The sequence below is a fragment of the Phenylobacterium sp. genome (genome assembly GCF_025351295.1).
GTDB lineage: Bacteria > Pseudomonadota > Alphaproteobacteria > Caulobacterales > Caulobacteraceae > Phenylobacterium.
This window is the reverse complement of the sequence record NZ_JANXWD010000079.1, coordinates 1-15146: the sequence shown is the minus strand read 5'-3', so window position 1 is coordinate 15146 and position 15146 is coordinate 1. Positions and strand designations below refer to the sequence as shown.

Genomic DNA, 15146 nt, shown 5'->3' with positions numbered 1-15146 from the left:
AGCCGTTGGGGTTGTCGAGGTAGCGGAAGACCACCTGGCCCTCGCCCTCCAGCCGGTCGAGGGTGGCATCGTCGGCGAAGAAATTGCCCTCGCCGTTGCCGACCGTCATCACCGCCTTGCGGCGGCCGGCGTAGGCGGCGGTGAAGCGGGTCTGGGCGTTGGCGATCTCCAGGTCGACGGCCTTGCAGACGTACTTCAGCCGGGCGTTGCGCAGCAGGGCGCCGGGCAGCAGGCGGGCCTCGCACAGCACCTGGAAGCCGTTGCAGATGCCGACCGTGGCGACGCCGCGCTCGGCGGCCGCCTTGACCTCGGCCATGATCGGCGAGAGCGCGGCCATGGCCCCGCAGCGCAGGTAGTCGCCATGCGCGAACCCGCCGGGCAGGACCACCAGGTCGACGCCGTCGGGCAGGGCGGTCTCGGCGTGCCAGACCAGGTCCACGTGGGCGCCGGTCGAGCGCTCGATGGCGACCTTGCAGTCGCGGTCGCAGTTGGAGCCGGGGAAGACGACGACGGCGGCTTTCATCGGCGCGCGCTTAGCATTGTTCGCGGCAGACCATCCAGTGTCATCCCGGTTTCGCCACAGGCGAAGACCGGGACCCACGACCGGGCGCCGATGCCGGCCGGCGGCAAAGCCGAGCTCGATCGTGGGTCCCGGTCTTTGGCTGCGCCAAAACCGGGATGACACCCGTTGTGGAGGTTTACGCGCATTCGTCCAGGACCGGCGTGGCGGGCTGACCGTCGGGGGCGGGGAAGGGGGTCTTGAAGCTGAACGCGTCGGCGGTGGGGCCGTGAGCCTCGAAGCGGGCCAGTTTCGCCATGCCCTCGGCGATGGTGGGGGTATGGCCGACGGGGACCCACCACAGGCACATGTAGGTCTCCAACGCCTCGAACCATTCGCGGCGACGGCGCATGATCTCGCGATGCGCGGTGCGGTAGACGAAAGCGGCCAGGGCGTCGAGATCGGCCCAGAGCGACATGTTGATGGCGAATAGCGGATCGTCCGGCTTCGGCTGCAGGTCGGTGGCGTTGTTGCCCTCGCCCTTCAGGCGCCAGACGAAGCCTGGCAGGCCGTCGGCGAGCGCATTGATCCGGTCGAGGTTGGCCACGAAGTCGGCGATCGTCGGGTGATCGACGGGCGCCCGCAGCCGACCGACGTTGATCTGCGCGAGATGATAGCCGGTCATTTCTTGATCCCTGCCTTGCGCGTCCAGGTCTTCAGGCTTTCCAGGTAGGCCAGCAGCTCGTCGTAGCCCTTGCGGCTGCCATAGGCGCAGCCGGTGGTGGTGACGCCATTGTGGGCCCGCTGGATCATGATCGCCGGGTGGGCCGGGGAGCCCGGCCGGGTGATCAGGTACGAGGTGTGGCCGTCGGCGCTGGAATAGTAGCTGTAGGGCTCGGAGCCAACCGTGCCTGCGGGCACGAGTTGCGGCTGGGCGACGATCGCGGCGACCTGGTCCTTGAAGGGCTTGGCGCAGTCGAGGTCGAGATAGGTGACCGTCTGCTCTCCGGGCTTCGGCGTACAGGCGCAAAGCAGCATCAGTAGAGCGAAGACCCGGGCCCCCGGTGTCAAGGCCCGCGCCTCCTCTCCCTCTCCGCTTCGCGGGAGAGGAAAGGGCAGGCCCCTCACGCCAGCTCCACCCGGTAGCTTTCGATCACCGTATTGGCCAAGAGCTTCTCGCACATCGCCTTGACCTCGGCCTCCGCGGTCGCGGCGTCGGCGGCGGCGAGGTCGAACTCGATGGTGCGGCCGACGCGGACGTGGTCCACGCCGCCCCAGCCCAGGCCGTGCAGGGCCTGTTCGACCGCCTTGCCCTGGACGTCGAGGACGCCGGGCTTGAGGAACACGTGGACCTTGGCGCGCACTAGGATCGAGACCTCGTCAGGTTGGTGGCCGGCTCAAGTCTCCTCGCCCTACGGGTCAGGAGAGAGGGATTTGGCGTCACACGCGTCAGTGGAGGCCCCCCTGAATCACGGTGGGCATCTCCTTCATGATCCCGAGGCGGCGGGCAACCTCGGTGTAGCTCTCGATGACATTGCCCAGGTCGCGGCGGAAGCGGTCCTTGTCGAGCTTCTCGTTGGTGATCGAGTCCCACAGGCGGCAGCTGTCGGGGCTGATCTCGTCGGCCAGGATCACCCGAGCGAACTCGTTCTCGTAGATCCGGCCATATTCGACCTTGAAGTCCACGAGGGTGATCCCAACCCCCCCAAAGAGCCCGGTGAGGAAGTCGTTGATCCGCAGGGTGATGGCCATCATGTCGTCGATCTCCTGGGTCGAGGCCCAGTTGAACGCGGTGATGTGCTCCTCCGAGACCATCGGATCGTGCAGCTTGTCGTCCTTCAGGTAGAACTCGATGATCGACCGCGGCAGGGCCTGGCCCTCGGGCAGGCCGTAGCGGGTGGAGAGCGACCCGGCCGCCACGTTGCGGCAGACCACCTCCAGCGGGATGATCTCGACCTCCTTGATCAGCTGCTCGCGCAGGTTCAGGCGCTTGATGAAATGGTTCTGAACCCCAATCGAGTTCAGCTTCGTCATGATGTACTCGCTGATCCGGTTGTTGATCACCCCCTTGCCTTCAAGAACGGCCTTCTTGGTCGCGTCGAAGGCGGTGGTGTCATCCTTGAAGTACTGGATCAGAGTTCCGGGTTCGGGGCCCTCGTAAAGAATCTTGGCCTTGCCCTCGTAGATCTTCTTACGGCGGGTCATCTTCAGGCCTTCTCCATGGCGAGGATTATCCGGTCGGCGGAAAGAAAAACGCGCGCGGACAGATTGCGCGCGCGGGTCCGACTCGGCCTCTCACCCTATTCAGGCGGAGCAATTTTAGCGAATGCGGCGCCTTGGCGCAAACTGGCTGGCTGCGGCCGCTTTCGATTGCGGCTCCGTTCAGCCCGCGATATGGGATCGCCCGCTCCGTGCAGTTTACCCCTAGGACCCGATGACCACCTTCGACGACCGCGAACAAGGCTTTGAGCGCAAGTTCGCCCTCGACCAGGAGCAGGAGTTCAAGGCCCACGCGCGTCGCAACCGGACCCTGGGCCAATGGGCGGCCGGGCTGATGGGTCTGGAGGGCCAGCACGTCGAAGACTACGCCAAGGCGGTCGTGAAGTCGGAGATTGAACTGCCCGGCGAAGAAGACGTGCTGCGCAAGGTGTTCGAGGACCTGAAGGGCTCCGGCGTGGCCGTGTCCGAGGGCGAAGTGCGCATGAAGATGGCCGAAATGCTGGCCCAGGCCCGCGAGAGCGTGAAGGCCGGGAACTAGGCTCGATCCGCTCATCCCGGCGAAGGCCGGGAGCCAGATCGGATAGCTCGGCGGCTGATTGGATCAGCCCAGCGCCTCCCGAACCCACAATCCCGTCATTCCATCTGGGTCCCGGCATTCACCGGGATGAGCGGGTTGTATTGGGCCAGCACCGGGCGGCTGATCCTTTTGGGAACGACCATGGCCCAGGCCTCTCGGACGAGGTCGGCGAGTTCCGCCTCGTCGAGATCCTCCAGGACCACGTAGCTCCAGACGTTCGGCCCGAAGGTGAATTTCTGGAAGGTGTCGGGCCGCACCTCGAATAGGAAGTCCTGGTGGCCCCTCTCGAGCTTGAGGATCGTGCGGTCGCGCTGGCCGAGCGCGAAGGTCTTCCTGCCCACGTTGAACCAGGGCTCGCCGCGGTAGGTGAGCTCCTCGGCCCCGGGCAGGGCGACCGCCAGGCGGCGGAGATCGTCAAAGGTCGCGATGGTTCGCCTCCCCAAGCTTCTCGAGGATGCTCTCAGCGGTGGCGTCCGGACGCAAGCGCGCCCGGACGCCTCGCCGGTTAGTGGCGGTAGCTCAGGCGCAGGTACATGAAACGCCCCGGCGCGTCGTAGGCGTTCGGGTCGTAGTTGTTCAGGCCGCAGGTGACGCAACCCGGCGGGTCCTTGTCGAACAGGTTGTTCACTCCGAGCGCGAAGGACAGGCCGTCGTCGATGAAGGACGGAGACCAGCGGACCTGGGCGTCGACGTAGAGTCGGGCGGAGAGCTTGTTCGGATCGCCGGCTTCCTGGACCTTCGACAGGTAGCGTCCGGTCACGGTGGCGCCGAAGTCGGCCTTGTCCCAGTCGACCATCAGGGTCGACTTGGTCTTCGGATAGGCCTGGTCGGGGCTGCCGCGCTCGGTGCCTTCGCGCGAGATGGCCAGGAGGCCGCCCGCGGCGGGCACGTACTCGGTGAACTCCAGCAGGCGGGTCGAGTACCAGTGGGCCTGGAACTGGCCGATATCCCAGGCTGGCGAGATCCAGGTCACGTTGAGGTCCAGCGCCCGGGTCTTGATGCCGCCGATGTTGATTAGCGGGTTGGCGATGCCGACAACCGCGCCGGAGGCCGTGCGGGTGATGGTGGCGCAGGCCAGGGCGTCGGCGGTCTGGGCGCAGCGGTCCAGCAGGGACTGGCCGTTCTGGGCCTGGATCGCCTTGTCCAGCTTGATGCGCGAATAGGCCAGCTCGATCGAGCCGCCGCTGGACCAGGGCGTGTCCTTCAGGAAGGTCGGCTCCCAGACGCCGCTGAAGTTATAGCTCTTGGAGGTCTCCGGCTTCAGGCTGCGATTGCCGCTGGTGATCACCGAGACCTGCGGGTTGAGCTGGCTGTAGCTGCCGTTGGCCGGGACGCCGCGGGCGATGCAGTTGGCCCGGACGTTGGCCGGTGTGGCCGCGGAGAAGCCCGAGCAGGGGTCGGTGACTTCCTGGTCGAAGCGCGAGGCCGAGCCGAACAGTTCGCCGATCGAGGGGCTGCGGAAGCCCTCGCCGTATGAGCCGCGGAACAGGACCTCGTGGATCGGCCGCCAGGTGCCCCCGACCTTGAAGGTCGAATCGGTGCCGGAGGTCGAATAGTCGAACCAGCGGCCGGCCACCGAGGCGTCCAGGCTGTCGAAGAACGGCATGTCCGCCAGCAGCGGGATGCGCAGTTCGCCGTAGGCTTCCTTGACCGTGATCTTGCCGCTCGCCGGCTGGGCCGGGATATCGGACGACAGGCCGGCGGCGACGATGGCGTCGGGCGCGAAGTAGCCCGTGTTGCGCCGCCGTTCCACACCGGCCGCGAAGGCCAGTGGGCCGGCCGGAAGGTCGATGAGGTCGCCGGTCAGGTTGGCCGAGAAGTCGGTCAGCTCCTGTTGCGACACATCGTGCTGGGTGAAGCCGATGAACTGCAGCATCGCCGGGGTGATGGTGCCGACGCCGCCGAAGATGTTCAGCGGGGTGCAGGCGCCGGTGCACTGGGAGAGGGGGCCAAGCGCCTGTTGCACGCGCTGGGCGTTGACGTTGCCGGTGAAGCTCTGGTCGGCGTGGTTACGCGAATAGAGGGCGTTGACGTCCCAGTTCCAGGTGCGGCTGGCCACCGCGAACTCCCCGGACAGCACGCCCGTGACGTTCCAGGTGTCGACCTGCTGCTCGTAGTGGCGGGGGCCGGCCTCGATCAGCCGGCGGCCGATGAAGGAATAGGTGTTGGACCCCAGGGTGAAGCCGAACGGGTTGAAGGGGTTGGTGGCGTCGACGTTGACGGTGTCCAGCAGGTTGCCGTTGCCGGCGTCCGGTCCGACGAACAGCGGCAGCGGCGCGGCCTGGTTGGCCGACTTGCGCTGGACGTAGCTGGCCCGGCCCCGGAAATGGATCTTGTCGGTGATGTCCTGGGTGACCGAACCGAACAGGCTGATCCGTTCCAGCGGGGTCTGGATGTAGTTGTAAGGCTGGAAGTCGAACCGGTCGGCGGTGGTGAAGCCCTTGAAGCTGCTGGCCGCGCCGGTCGGGTCGCCGGGGATATAGGTGGGGCGCTGGCCGACGGCGAGCGCCTGCTTCAGGGTCAGGTTGAGGCCCATGCCGGTGTTCGGGTCGGCGATGATGAAGCGGCCCAGCGGCGTGCCCGAACTGCACCCGCCCGCGAGGCAGGAGGTTGCGAACGGGGCCGGATAGCGGCTGATCGCGCGGTCTGCTGCGAGCACCGGGTCCTGTTTGAAGTAGCCGCCGCCGAGCACCATGTGGGTCGAACCCGCGCTGACGCCCCAGGAGACGTTGAAGTCCTGCTGGAACCCGTCGCTGTGGTTGGTCTGGCCGATCTGGGCGTTGGCGACGAAGCCGTCCTGGCGCTCCTTGGTGATGATGTTGACGACGCCGGCGATGGCGTCGGAGCCGTAGATCGGCGAGGCGCCTTCCTGCAGCACCTCGAGGCGGCTGATCATGGCGGTCGGGATGGTGTTCAGGTCCACCGCGCCGGGAACCCCGGAGGCCGCGGCGCCGGGCACCCAGCGCAGGCCGTCCACCAGCACCAGCACGCGACGGCTGGACAGGTAGCGCAGGTCGATCTCGGCCGAGCCGGCGCCCACGCCGCCCCCGTCCGGCGGATTGCCGAAGTTGCCGGAGTTGTTGAACTTGCCGTTCAGGCCGCCGCCCGCCGACGGGATGCGCTGCAGGACGTCGACCGTCGAGGTCAGGCCCTGTTTGGCGATCACGGCGTCATCGATCTGGACGATCGGCTGATCGCGATCCAGGGGGCTGACGCGGATGCGCGAGCCGGTGACCACCACCTCGCCGACTTCCGTCGTCGGCGTCGCCGTCGTCGTCTTCGTCTGCGCCGCGACCTGGGACACGCCCGCGCCGAGGGTCAGCAGGACCGCCCACGAGGCGGCCGCCGCAAGATTGGATTTCATATGCAAGTCTCCCCGCGCCCGACACGTGTCGGGCGCCTGTGCGGGGGAGATCACGGATTTGCGACAGATGTTGTCAAGGTTGTAACACGCGTCACAGGCGAAGATTTCTAGGCAAGGTTGCGCCTATACCACAGGTTTCTACGCTGCCGACGCCGCGAGGGTCGAAGTTGCCTTCGCCTCTTCCTGTTCGCCGAAGACGCGGGCGAAGATGCGGTCGACGTTCTTGAAGTGGTAGGCGAGGTCGAACAGCTCGCCCAGTTCAGCGTCCGAAAGGGTGACCTCGGGGTCGGCTTTCAGGAACTCCAGGAAGTTCCCCTCGCCGCGCCAGACCTTCATGGCGTTGCGCTGGACCGCGGCGTATGAGGCCTCGCGGCTGAGGCCCTTCTGGGTCAGGCCCAGCAGGATGCGCTGGGAGTGCACCAGGCCGCCCAGCCGGTCGAGGTTCCTGGCCATGTTGTCGGGGTAGATCACCAGCCGCTCCACCACCCCGGCAAGGCGGCGAAGCGCGAAATCCAAGTGGATGCAGGTGTCCGGGGCGATGGCGCGCTCGACCGACGAATGGCTGATGTCGCGCTCGTGCCACAGCGCGACGTTCTCCAGCGCCGGGGTCACAGCCGAGCGAATCAGCCGCGCCAGGCCGGTGAGGTTCTCGGTCAGGATCGGGTTGCGCTTGTGCGGCATGGCGCTCGAGCCCTTCTGGCCCGGGTCGAACGGCTCCTCGGCCTCCAGCACCTCGGTGCGCTGCAGGTGGCGGATCTCGATCGCCAGCCGCTCGATGGAGCTCGCCACCACGGCCAGGGCGGCGAAATAGGCGGCGTGGCGGTCGCGCGGGATCACCTGGGTCGAGACCGGCTCGACGACCAGGCCCAGCTGTTCGGCCACATAGGCCTCAACCTCGGGGGCCACGTTCGCGAAGGTGCCGACCGCGCCGGAGATGGCGCAGGTGGCGATCTCGAACTTCGCCATCGCCAGCCGCTCCTTGGCGCGCTGGAACTCGGCGTAGTGGCCGGCGAGCTTGAGGCCGAAGGTGGTGGGCTCGGCGTGGATCGCGTGGCTGCGCCCGACGGTCGGCGTCATGCGGTGTTCGTAGGCGCGGCGCTTGAGGGCGGCCAGGACGAGGTCAACGTCTTCCAGCAACAGGTCCGTGGCGCGGCAGAGCTGGACCGCCAGGGCGGTGTCGTTGACGTCGGACGAGGTCATCCCCTGGTGCAGGAACCGCGCCTCGGGCCCGACGATCTCGGTGACGTGGGTCAGGAAGGCGATGACGTCGTGTTTCACCTCGCGCTCGATCTCGTCGATGCGGTCGGGGTTCCAGATCGCGTCGCGGCCCTTTTCCCAGATGACCCGCGCGGCTTCCTTCGGGATCACGCCCAGCTCGGCCATGGCGTCGGCGGCGTGGGCCTCTATGGCGAACATTATTTTGAAGCGCGTCTGGGGGCTCCAGATGTCGGCGGCTTCCTTGCGGGCGTAGCGGGGTATCATGCGGCCGGGTATCTGGCCTGACCCCCGCCGAAGTCAAATTCTAAGTGCGCGGTTCGGAAGGCGATCAGGCCTTGGCGGCGCGGCTGCGGCGCTGGCGCAGGGCGACGCCGGCCAGACCGAAGCCGCCGATCATCAGGGTCCAGGCGGCGGGTTCCGGAACCGCGGCGGCCGGGCTGGGGGGAGCGCCGCTCGGGCCGGGCGGCGTCGGGTCCGGCGTGCCGCCGGTCGGGCCGGTGGGGCCCGTGGTCGGGCCGCCGCTGGGGGTGACGTCGCCGTCGGGCTCCACGGCGGAGGCGTGGAAGCCACCGCCGCCGCCGCCGCCACCGAACTTCGGGTAGAGGTCGATGGTGAGCGTCAGCACGAGGTCGCCGTCGCTGGGATTCCAGACGAAGTTCTCGCCGGAGAAGCCAAGCTGCTCGGCCGCGAAGCCGGCCATCCTGTAGTGGCCCCAGTTGCCGACCTGCACGCCGTTGAGCGAGAAGCCGATGCTGAACATAGAGCTGTCGAGGTCGCCCAGGATGTTGTGATCCAGCAGCAGCTGGCCGATGGTCATCGGGCCGTGGAAGTCGGCGGCGGACCAGACCTTCTTGAACACGCCGTGCTCGTCGAAGCAGTTGGCCTTGCCGCAACCGGGGTTCCAGTTGGCGTTCAGCAGGGTGGCCGACGCGGCCGGCGAAGCCGCCAGCACCGCCGCCGTCGCCAGGGCCGAAACCGCGATCCAAACTCTGCGCATAACCACCACCCGATGAAATCCTGAGTGACGGTTGCCTGCCTAGAGATCGAATCTCAAGCGTTCGCCCCCGACGGGCGAGCCCGATTCCCGTGCTAAGCGTTTATTAACCATAGCGAATTTTTCGCCGGTTGCGCAGCACGGCGCCCGCAGCGCCGAAACCGCCGAGCATCAGCGCCCAGGCCGCAGGCTCGGGAACCAAGGTGACGCCGGTCATCAGGCCGGTGATTTCGTCGGCGTCGAGATGGCGATAGGGATCGACGCCAGGACGGGCGCCCAGGCCACCGATCATGGCGACGGCGTCGTCCCCGAACGCCGCGGGCTGGCCCCCGCCGCCGAACCCGTCGCCGCCGAACCCGCCGCCGCCCGTCTGCGGAACTACCAGGGCCAGGGTCATGACCAGGTCGCCCTTTGAGGTGTCCCAGGTGAAGGCCTTGCCGCCCAGGGTCACCACCTGGCCGCCGAGGCCGGCGATCATGAACGAGCCCCAGTCGCCCACCGTCGTGCCGTCGGCCAGCTGGAAACTGACCTTGAACAGCCGGTCCTGGCTGGCCCCCAGGATGCTGCGGTCCAGCGCCAGGTTGGCGATGTCGAGGGCGCCGGAGAAGCGGCCCGACGAGAACACCTGGCGATAGGTGGTCTGCTGGCCGGCGAAACAGCCGCTGGCGCTGCAGAGGCCGGAGAGGCCCGCCGCCAGATAGGTCGCGGCCTGAGCCGCGGGCGCTGCCGTGACCACGGCAGCGGCGAGCGCGATCGCGCCAAGTCTCAACATTTGTCAGCCCCACGTCCTTGTGTGCGGCCCCCGACACGGCTCCTAATTCGTCACCGGCCAGGCCGGTTGCAAGTTATTAGTGTAGGTGAGCGATATTTTTCGCCTGATGCGGGTATTTCCGGCAGGGCTCAGCGCGCGGCGGCCTGGAGCGTGCGGATAACTGGCGACGGGGGCGGAGGTTCCCGCCGCCATGGCGGGACCGCGTTGCGGGGGCCGCTAGGCTTCCCCGCGGTCGGCGCGGGCCTTCGCCATGGCCTGCTTCAGGCCGAACGAACCCAGCAGGTAGTGCAGCGCGCCCCACAGGCTGACGGCATAGGCCACCAGGATCCCGTGGCGGGTGGCCAGCACCAGGGCGCCGCCACAGGCCGCCGCCGCATCGGCCGGCGCGCCCTTGGGCGCCACGCCGCCCGGGCAGGCGGTCTGGAAGGTCGCCGGGTCGACGGCGAAGAAGTGGCCGGCCGCGTCCCACAGCCCGGTCTGGGCGGGATTGGCGAAGTGGAAGGCCGCGAAATGGTCGATCACCCAGCCGGCGAAGGGCGGGCCGCCGCCCAGCGCGATCAGGTTGACGAAGAACAGGAAGATCGCCGAGGCGGTGGCGCGCCGGTGGGTCGGGACCATGTTCTGCACCACGCCGAAGCTGGGGCCGAGGTAGACATAGGAGAACAGGCCCGGCAGCAGCAGGAAGAACGCTGCCGTCTGCCAGGTGGCGGCGGTATAGACCGCGACGATGAACGGATAGGCCAGCGCGATGCCGATCGCCGGCACCAGGGCGTACCAGCGCGTCCCCACCCGCGACAGCCGGTCGGTGAGCGGCCCGCCGGCCAGGGTGCCGATCCCCTGGGACAGGCCCGCCACCAGCCCGGTGATCAGCCCCACCTCGCCATAGCTCAAGTGGAAGGTGCGGATGAAATAGGGCGGCGCGAACTGGCCCCCGCCATAGCCGGCGAACGAGACCAGGGTCATGCCCAGCACGATGTTCAGGACCGGCCAGTTGCCGAACAGGGTGGCGACCACCCCGCCGATCTCCCTGACCTCCTCGCTCAGGGAATAGGGCTTGGCGGCCGCGGCCGCGCGGGCGGCGACCCCGCCGTCGGCCTCGGAATGGCCGCGCGGCGGCTCCTTGATCAGCAGCCTGATCAGCACGGCCACGGCGACGCCCGGCAGGCCCACCAGCATGAAGGCGGTGCGCCAGGTGAAGTGGTCCAGCATCTGGCCGCCGATCACCGCCCCCAGCATCGAGCCCAGGGGAATGCCGAACGCATAGACCGCCAGCGCCGAGGCGCGTTTCTTGGGCTCGAAATAGTCGCTGACCAGGGAGTGGGCCGGCGGCGACAGCCCCGCCTCGCCGACGCCGACGCCGAACCGGTAGGCCGCCAGGGTCGCGAAGCTGCCCGCCGTGCCGCAGAGCGCGGTGAAGGCCGACCAGACGACGATGGCGACGGCGATGATGTTGACCCGGCTGACCCGCTCGGCGAAGCGCGCGATCGGGATCGCCAGCAGGGTGTAGAGCAGGGCGAAATACAGCCCACCCAGCAGGCCCAGCTGGGTGTCGGAGATCTTCAGGTCGACTTTGATCGCCTGGCCGATGGTGGCGATGATCGTGCGGTCGATGAAGTTCAGCGTGTAGGCGACCACCAGCAGGACCAGGACGAGACGCTTATAGCGATCGGAAAACGTCGGGCGGGCGGGAGCCGCGGCGTCGGCTGTCGTGGCGGTCATGAGTGCGTGCGTTTCCCCGGGCCGTGTGACTCACCGCTTGGGCGGTGGCGTTGGAGCGACGTTAGCGGGGAGTTTGAAGGGACGGTAGGGGGGACGGGTCGAGCGGTGGCCGCATCCGCAAGCCGAATGCGGCCTGCCGACCTGCCGGACGACGACGTGCTGGAGCGGCTGTTCGCGCTCAATCAGGCTCGGGCGGCTGCCGGGCGGTAAAACCGAACCCCACGCTCGGAGTCTATCTGCCTCAGGCGCTCGCTCAAGGACGGCCCTAGCGAGATGTTCATGGTTTGTCTTCGCATTCGCGCGCGGATTTGGCAGGGAAAGGGTAGCGTTGATCGTCGCGCCTTGAGGGCGGGCGTTTGGCGCTGGGCGGCGGCAGCGCCCCCTCCACCACGTCGTGGTCCCCCTCCCCCGTTTTGACGGGGGAGGAACTTGAGGCGGCTGCTTTTCCTGGCAATCTGGCGGAGACGCTGCGCCAGATCGCAGCGCGGGACGCGATGCCTTCGGTCCGCGGGGTGGTGAAGTGGTGCGCGGACAAGCCGGGGTTCGCGGCCAGGATGCGGGTTGGCGGTGACCGGCGGTCTGGGCACGGCCGGGGTTCAGCTCAGGTTGAGGTCGCGGGCCAGGATGGCCAGTTCGGTGCGGGTGCCGACCGACAGCTTTTCGTAGATATTGTGCAGGTGCATCTTCACCGTGCCCTCGGAGATGCCGAGGTCGCGGGCGATCTCCTTGTTGCGGCGGCCCTGGGCGACGTGGCGGACCACGTCGGTCTCGCGCGGGGTGAGCGGGACGTGGTCGGGCTTGGCCGGCTCGGTCAGCAGGCCCAGGGCCTGCTGCATGGCCTCCTTGTCGATCCACTGGACGCCGGACAGCACCGCCTCGGCGGCGCGGACCAGGGTGTCGGCCGCCGCGCCCTTGAGGATCAGCCCGTCGACCTTGAGGCGCAGGGCCTCGACGATCGGCCCGGGCTCGATGTTGGCGGTGAGCAGGACGATCCGGGTGGGCCAGGCGTCGCGACGGGCCTCGGCCAGCAGCTGCAGGCCGGTCAGGTAGGGCATCTGGACATCGAGGATGGCGAGGTCCGGCCAGTGCTCGAGAATGGCGGCGCGGGCCTGGGCGCCGTCCTTGCAGCGCGCGACGATGGCGAAGGCGTCGCCGGTGAACAGCCGGCAGACCGCCTCCAGCATCAGCGGATGGTCGTCGGCCACCACCACGCTGGCCATCAGGCGGCCCTGGATGTCATGCGGCCCCTGACGTCATGCGGCCTTCAGGGGCATGTCGATCATGACGCTGGCGCCCTTCGAGCTGGAGCTCAGCTGCATGCGGCCGTCGAGGGCGCGCACCCGCTCGTGCAGCGAGCGCGGCGACGTGCCGTCGGGATCGAACTGGTCGGCGACGAACTCGCCGTCGAAGGCGAAGCCGCGCCCGTCGTCGTCGATGCGGATGGTGAGGCGCTCGGCGGCGGCGGTGGCGGCGACGCGGACGTTGCGGGCGCCGCCGTGGCGCACGGCGTTGGCCACCGACTCGCGCACGATGCGGCCCAGGTCGTAGCTGACGCTGTCGGAGACGCTGAGGCCGGCGGGCTCGACCGCGGCGGTGACCTCGATGGTCCAGTAGCGCGACAGCCGCTCGGCCAGCTGGTCCAGCTCCTCGCCCAGCGGCCGCATCACCCGGGCGCTGTCGCCGCGCGCCGGGCGCAGGGTGGAGATGAAGCCGCGCAGCTCGCGCTGTTCGTCGGCGACGGCCTCGCGCAGGATGGCGATGCGCGCCTGGGCGTCCTCAGGCAAGGCGCGCGCTCCGGCCAGGCTGTCCAGGTGCAGGCGCGCGCCGGCCAGGAACTGCAACACCCCGTCGTGCAGGTCGCGGGCCAGCCGCACCCGGTCCTCGGCCGCCACGGCGGCGCGTCGGGTCCGCGCGGATTCCCAGCGCTCGAGGGCGACGGACACCTGGGCGCTAACCATGGCGCCGACCGCCAGGTCCTCGTTCGCCGGCCCGTCGTGATCGAAGACGAAGACCCAGCCGGTGAGGCTGCGGGTCGAGGCGGGGATCACCAGGGCCCGCTCGAAGTCGGCCTGCGCCACGAGGTCGCGGGCGAGCGGCGCCACCGGGCCGGCCATCACGCCGCGGCCGTTGCGGATCACGCTGGCGTTGCTGCCGCGATGGTAGAGGAAGACCGCCTCGGCCGCCTCGGGGGCCACCCAGTCCTCGCCGCCGGGGGCGAGCAGGCGGGTCTCGAACCGGCCGCCGTCCAGGATCCCGATCGAGGCGTTGGGCTCGTCGGCGTCCTCCCACAGGAAGATCCCGCGCGCCGCGCCGAACACCCAGAGCGCATGGCGCAGGCATTCGGCGATCGGCGGGCCGGCGTCGCCGTCGTCAACGGACAGGGGATCGGAGAGGCGCGACAGCTCGTCCACCACCCGCTCCACGTGCCGTCCGAAGGCCACCAGCATGACTGATATCACCGCCGTGTAGCCGGTGCGCAGCACGAACGACATGGCCGCCTGCTGGTCTTGATCCTGGCCGAAAAACACCTGCCAGCCGGCCGGTGCGAAGACCAGCAGGGTCAGCAGGCCCATGATCGTCGCCCCGCGCGAGCCCCACTGGATGGTGGCGGCCAGCATCAGCACCACGAAGGGACTGAAGAACGGGCTGTTGGCGCCGCTGGTGAGATAGAGCAGCGTCGTGAAGATCGTCAGGTCGACGGCCGGCAGCACGGCCGGGAACCGGAGCAGGCGGTAGGCGAACAGGTGGTGGCGGCTGGTGGCCAGCAGCAGCACCGCCCAGACCAGGTTGCCGACCAGCAGCAGGGACGACGCGCGGTCCGCGAACGGCGTGGTGGGCGGGGCCAGCAGGAACGAGAGCACCAGGAACACCGCCAGGACCCCACGGCCGACGGCGACGACGCGCCCGCTGCGGACCGAAAGCAGCTGTTCCCCTTTCACGAACTCCCCTTCGCCCTGCCGGGGCGCCTGCGAGGGGATCATGCGCGCGCAAACGTGAAGTCTTCCAGAACGGACCGGGCGGCGACACCCGATCGAAAGTTAGGGGTCGACCCTGGCCGTCAGCCGGGATTGCTGCGGCGCACAAAGCGCATGTATGGTCAGCTCAACCTGAGGTCACGGTCGTGGCGCCAGCGGGGCGGATGCCCCAGTGCATAGATGTGAGGGCTTCCAACATGCGTTCGATGACGAAACTTCTTGGCGCGGTCGCGGCGATCGCCGTCATGACGACCGCGAGTTCGGCCAGCGCCGCCACCATCTTTACTCCGATCAACCAGTCGATGCTGGACCTGTTCGGCACCGCCACCTTCGGCGCGACGATCACCACCACGGGCCTGTTCAGCCACTCGTTCGCCTTCAAGACGACCGGCTTCAACGACGCCAGCTCCTCGGTGGTCACCATCGAGCTGAAGAACGGCAAGAAGAACATCAACTTCACCTCGGTGAAGCTGGATGGCTTCGCCTTCACCCACACCGGCTTCGACCCGGGCGCCGAGACCTGGGACCTGACCACGGCCCTGCTCGCCCCCGGCACGCACCACATCAACCTGGCGGGCAAGGTCGTCACCTCGGGCTCCGGCACCAATGCCGCCAGCTACTCCGGGACCCTGAACATCGCCGCGGTGCCCGAGCCGGCCACCTGGGCGCTGATGATCGGCGGCTTCGGCGGTGCGGGCATGATGCTCCGCTCGCGTCGCCGCCTCGCGGTCGCCGCCGTCTAGGCCGACCGACCTCGAACGCCGACAAGCCGCCCGCCGCAAGGCCGGCGGCTTTGTCATGCCCGGGG

General features: G+C 68.6%; 15 protein-coding genes. 2 read left to right on the top strand and 13 right to left on the bottom strand.

All coding sequences use genetic code 11. From position 1 onward, the window contains the following. The 5 genes from purQ to purC form a co-directional block, all read right to left on the bottom strand. Positions 1 to 523, bottom strand: a 523-nt coding sequence (purQ, locus tag Q0R13_RS11420) for a phosphoribosylformylglycinamidine synthase subunit PurQ (RefSeq protein ID WP_293903944.1), incomplete at its 3' end; no start/stop codon positions are given. Between the two features lie 175 nt (positions 524 to 698). Continuing rightward, positions 699 to 1184 (bottom strand): DUF3291 domain-containing protein, encoded by a 486-nt coding sequence (locus Q0R13_RS11415; protein WP_293903942.1) that lies wholly within the window; start codon positions 1182 to 1184, stop codon positions 699 to 701. After that, positions 1181 to 1570 (bottom strand): hypothetical protein, encoded by a 390-nt coding sequence (locus tag Q0R13_RS11410; protein ID WP_293903940.1) that lies wholly within the window; start codon positions 1568 to 1570, stop codon positions 1181 to 1183. The genes Q0R13_RS11415 and Q0R13_RS11410 overlap by 4 nt, the downstream gene beginning before the upstream one ends. Positions 1571 to 1623: 53 nt before the next feature. Next, complete coding sequence (gene purS / locus Q0R13_RS11405) at positions 1624 to 1863, bottom strand: phosphoribosylformylglycinamidine synthase subunit PurS (protein WP_293903938.1); 240 nt, start codon at positions 1861 to 1863, stop codon at positions 1624 to 1626. A gap of 85 nt (positions 1864 to 1948) precedes the next feature. After that, entirely contained in the window at positions 1949 to 2704 is a 756-nt protein-coding gene (purC, locus tag Q0R13_RS11400; RefSeq protein ID WP_293903936.1) for a phosphoribosylaminoimidazolesuccinocarboxamide synthase, read from the bottom strand. Positions 2705 to 2933: 229 nt separating this feature from the next. Between purC and Q0R13_RS11395 the strand changes: the two genes are divergently transcribed. Beyond that, positions 2934 to 3257 (top strand): DUF1476 domain-containing protein, encoded by a 324-nt coding sequence (locus Q0R13_RS11395; protein WP_293903934.1) that lies wholly within the window; start codon positions 2934 to 2936, stop codon positions 3255 to 3257. 95 nt (positions 3258 to 3352) lie between these two features. On the opposite strand, the gene Q0R13_RS11390 is transcribed toward Q0R13_RS11395, so the two are convergent. The 8 genes from Q0R13_RS11390 to Q0R13_RS11355 form a co-directional block, all read right to left on the bottom strand. Further along, the gene (locus Q0R13_RS11390) at positions 3353 to 3739 is read right to left on the bottom strand and encodes an MmcQ/YjbR family DNA-binding protein (RefSeq protein WP_293903932.1); all 387 of its coding nucleotides are present in this window, start codon (positions 3737 to 3739) and stop codon (positions 3353 to 3355) included. 62 nt (positions 3740 to 3801) lie between these two features. Then, positions 3802 to 6660 carry a TonB-dependent receptor gene (locus Q0R13_RS11385; RefSeq protein ID WP_293903930.1) on the bottom strand — a complete coding sequence of 953 codons (2859 nt, stop codon included), beginning with the start codon at positions 6658 to 6660 and terminating at the stop codon, positions 3802 to 3804. 138 nt (positions 6661 to 6798) lie between these two features. After that, positions 6799 to 8142: an adenylosuccinate lyase gene (gene purB / locus Q0R13_RS11380; RefSeq protein WP_293903928.1), complete on the bottom strand. Its 1344-nt coding sequence runs from the start codon at positions 8140 to 8142 to the stop codon at positions 6799 to 6801. Between the two features lie 64 nt (positions 8143 to 8206). Continuing rightward, the gene (locus Q0R13_RS11375; protein ID WP_293903926.1) at positions 8207 to 8875 is read right to left on the bottom strand and encodes a PEPxxWA-CTERM sorting domain-containing protein; all 669 of its coding nucleotides are present in this window, start codon (positions 8873 to 8875) and stop codon (positions 8207 to 8209) included. Positions 8876 to 8978: 103 nt separating this feature from the next. Continuing rightward, positions 8979 to 9644 carry a PEPxxWA-CTERM sorting domain-containing protein gene (locus Q0R13_RS11370; protein ID WP_293903924.1) on the bottom strand — a complete coding sequence of 222 codons (666 nt, stop codon included), beginning with the start codon at positions 9642 to 9644 and terminating at the stop codon, positions 8979 to 8981. A 216-nt stretch (positions 9645 to 9860) separates the two neighbouring features. Then, positions 9861 to 11363 carry an MFS transporter gene (locus tag Q0R13_RS11365; protein ID WP_293903922.1) on the bottom strand — a complete coding sequence of 501 codons (1503 nt, stop codon included), beginning with the start codon at positions 11361 to 11363 and terminating at the stop codon, positions 9861 to 9863. 596 nt (positions 11364 to 11959) lie between these two features. Continuing rightward, positions 11960 to 12583, bottom strand: a complete 624-nt coding sequence (locus tag Q0R13_RS11360) for a response regulator transcription factor (protein ID WP_293903920.1) — start codon at positions 12581 to 12583, stop codon at positions 11960 to 11962. 33 nt (positions 12584 to 12616) lie between these two features. Continuing rightward, on the bottom strand, positions 12617 to 14302 hold the full coding sequence (locus Q0R13_RS11355; protein WP_293903918.1) for a histidine kinase: 1686 nt from the start codon (positions 14300 to 14302) through the stop codon (positions 12617 to 12619). Positions 14303 to 14544: 242 nt separating this feature from the next. Here Q0R13_RS11355 and Q0R13_RS11350 point away from each other — a divergent pair, with 242 nt between their 5' ends. After that, entirely contained in the window at positions 14545 to 15081 is a 537-nt protein-coding gene (locus Q0R13_RS11350) for an FxDxF family PEP-CTERM protein (protein ID WP_293903916.1), read from the top strand. Positions 15082 to 15146: the final 65 nt, after the last annotated feature.

What these genes read in the sequence shown, in the direction of transcription:
- Q0R13_RS11415 (WP_293903942.1), bottom strand. Translation starts at nt 1,184, where the DNA reads ATGACCGGCTATCATCTCGCGCAGATCAACGTCGGTCGGCTGCGGGCG.
- purC (WP_293903936.1), bottom strand. Translation starts at nt 2,704, where the DNA reads ATGACCCGCCGTAAGAAGATCTACGAGGGCAAGGCCAAGATTCTTTAC.
- Q0R13_RS11395 (WP_293903934.1), top strand. Translation starts at nt 2,934, where the DNA reads ATGACCACCTTCGACGACCGCGAACAAGGCTTTGAGCGCAAGTTCGCC.
- Q0R13_RS11385 (WP_293903930.1), bottom strand. Translation starts at nt 6,660, where the DNA reads ATGAAATCCAATCTTGCGGCGGCCGCCTCGTGGGCGGTCCTGCTGACC.
- purB (WP_293903928.1), bottom strand. Translation starts at nt 8,142, where the DNA reads ATGATACCCCGCTACGCCCGCAAGGAAGCCGCCGACATCTGGAGCCCC.
- Q0R13_RS11375 (WP_293903926.1), bottom strand. Translation starts at nt 8,875, where the DNA reads ATGCGCAGAGTTTGGATCGCGGTTTCGGCCCTGGCGACGGCGGCGGTG.
- Q0R13_RS11370 (WP_293903924.1), bottom strand. Translation starts at nt 9,644, where the DNA reads ATGTTGAGACTTGGCGCGATCGCGCTCGCCGCTGCCGTGGTCACGGCA.
- Q0R13_RS11365 (WP_293903922.1), bottom strand. Translation starts at nt 11,363, where the DNA reads ATGACCGCCACGACAGCCGACGCCGCGGCTCCCGCCCGCCCGACGTTT.
- Q0R13_RS11360 (WP_293903920.1), bottom strand. Translation starts at nt 12,583, where the DNA reads ATGGCCAGCGTGGTGGTGGCCGACGACCATCCGCTGATGCTGGAGGCG.
- Q0R13_RS11350 (WP_293903916.1), top strand. Translation starts at nt 14,545, where the DNA reads ATGACGAAACTTCTTGGCGCGGTCGCGGCGATCGCCGTCATGACGACC.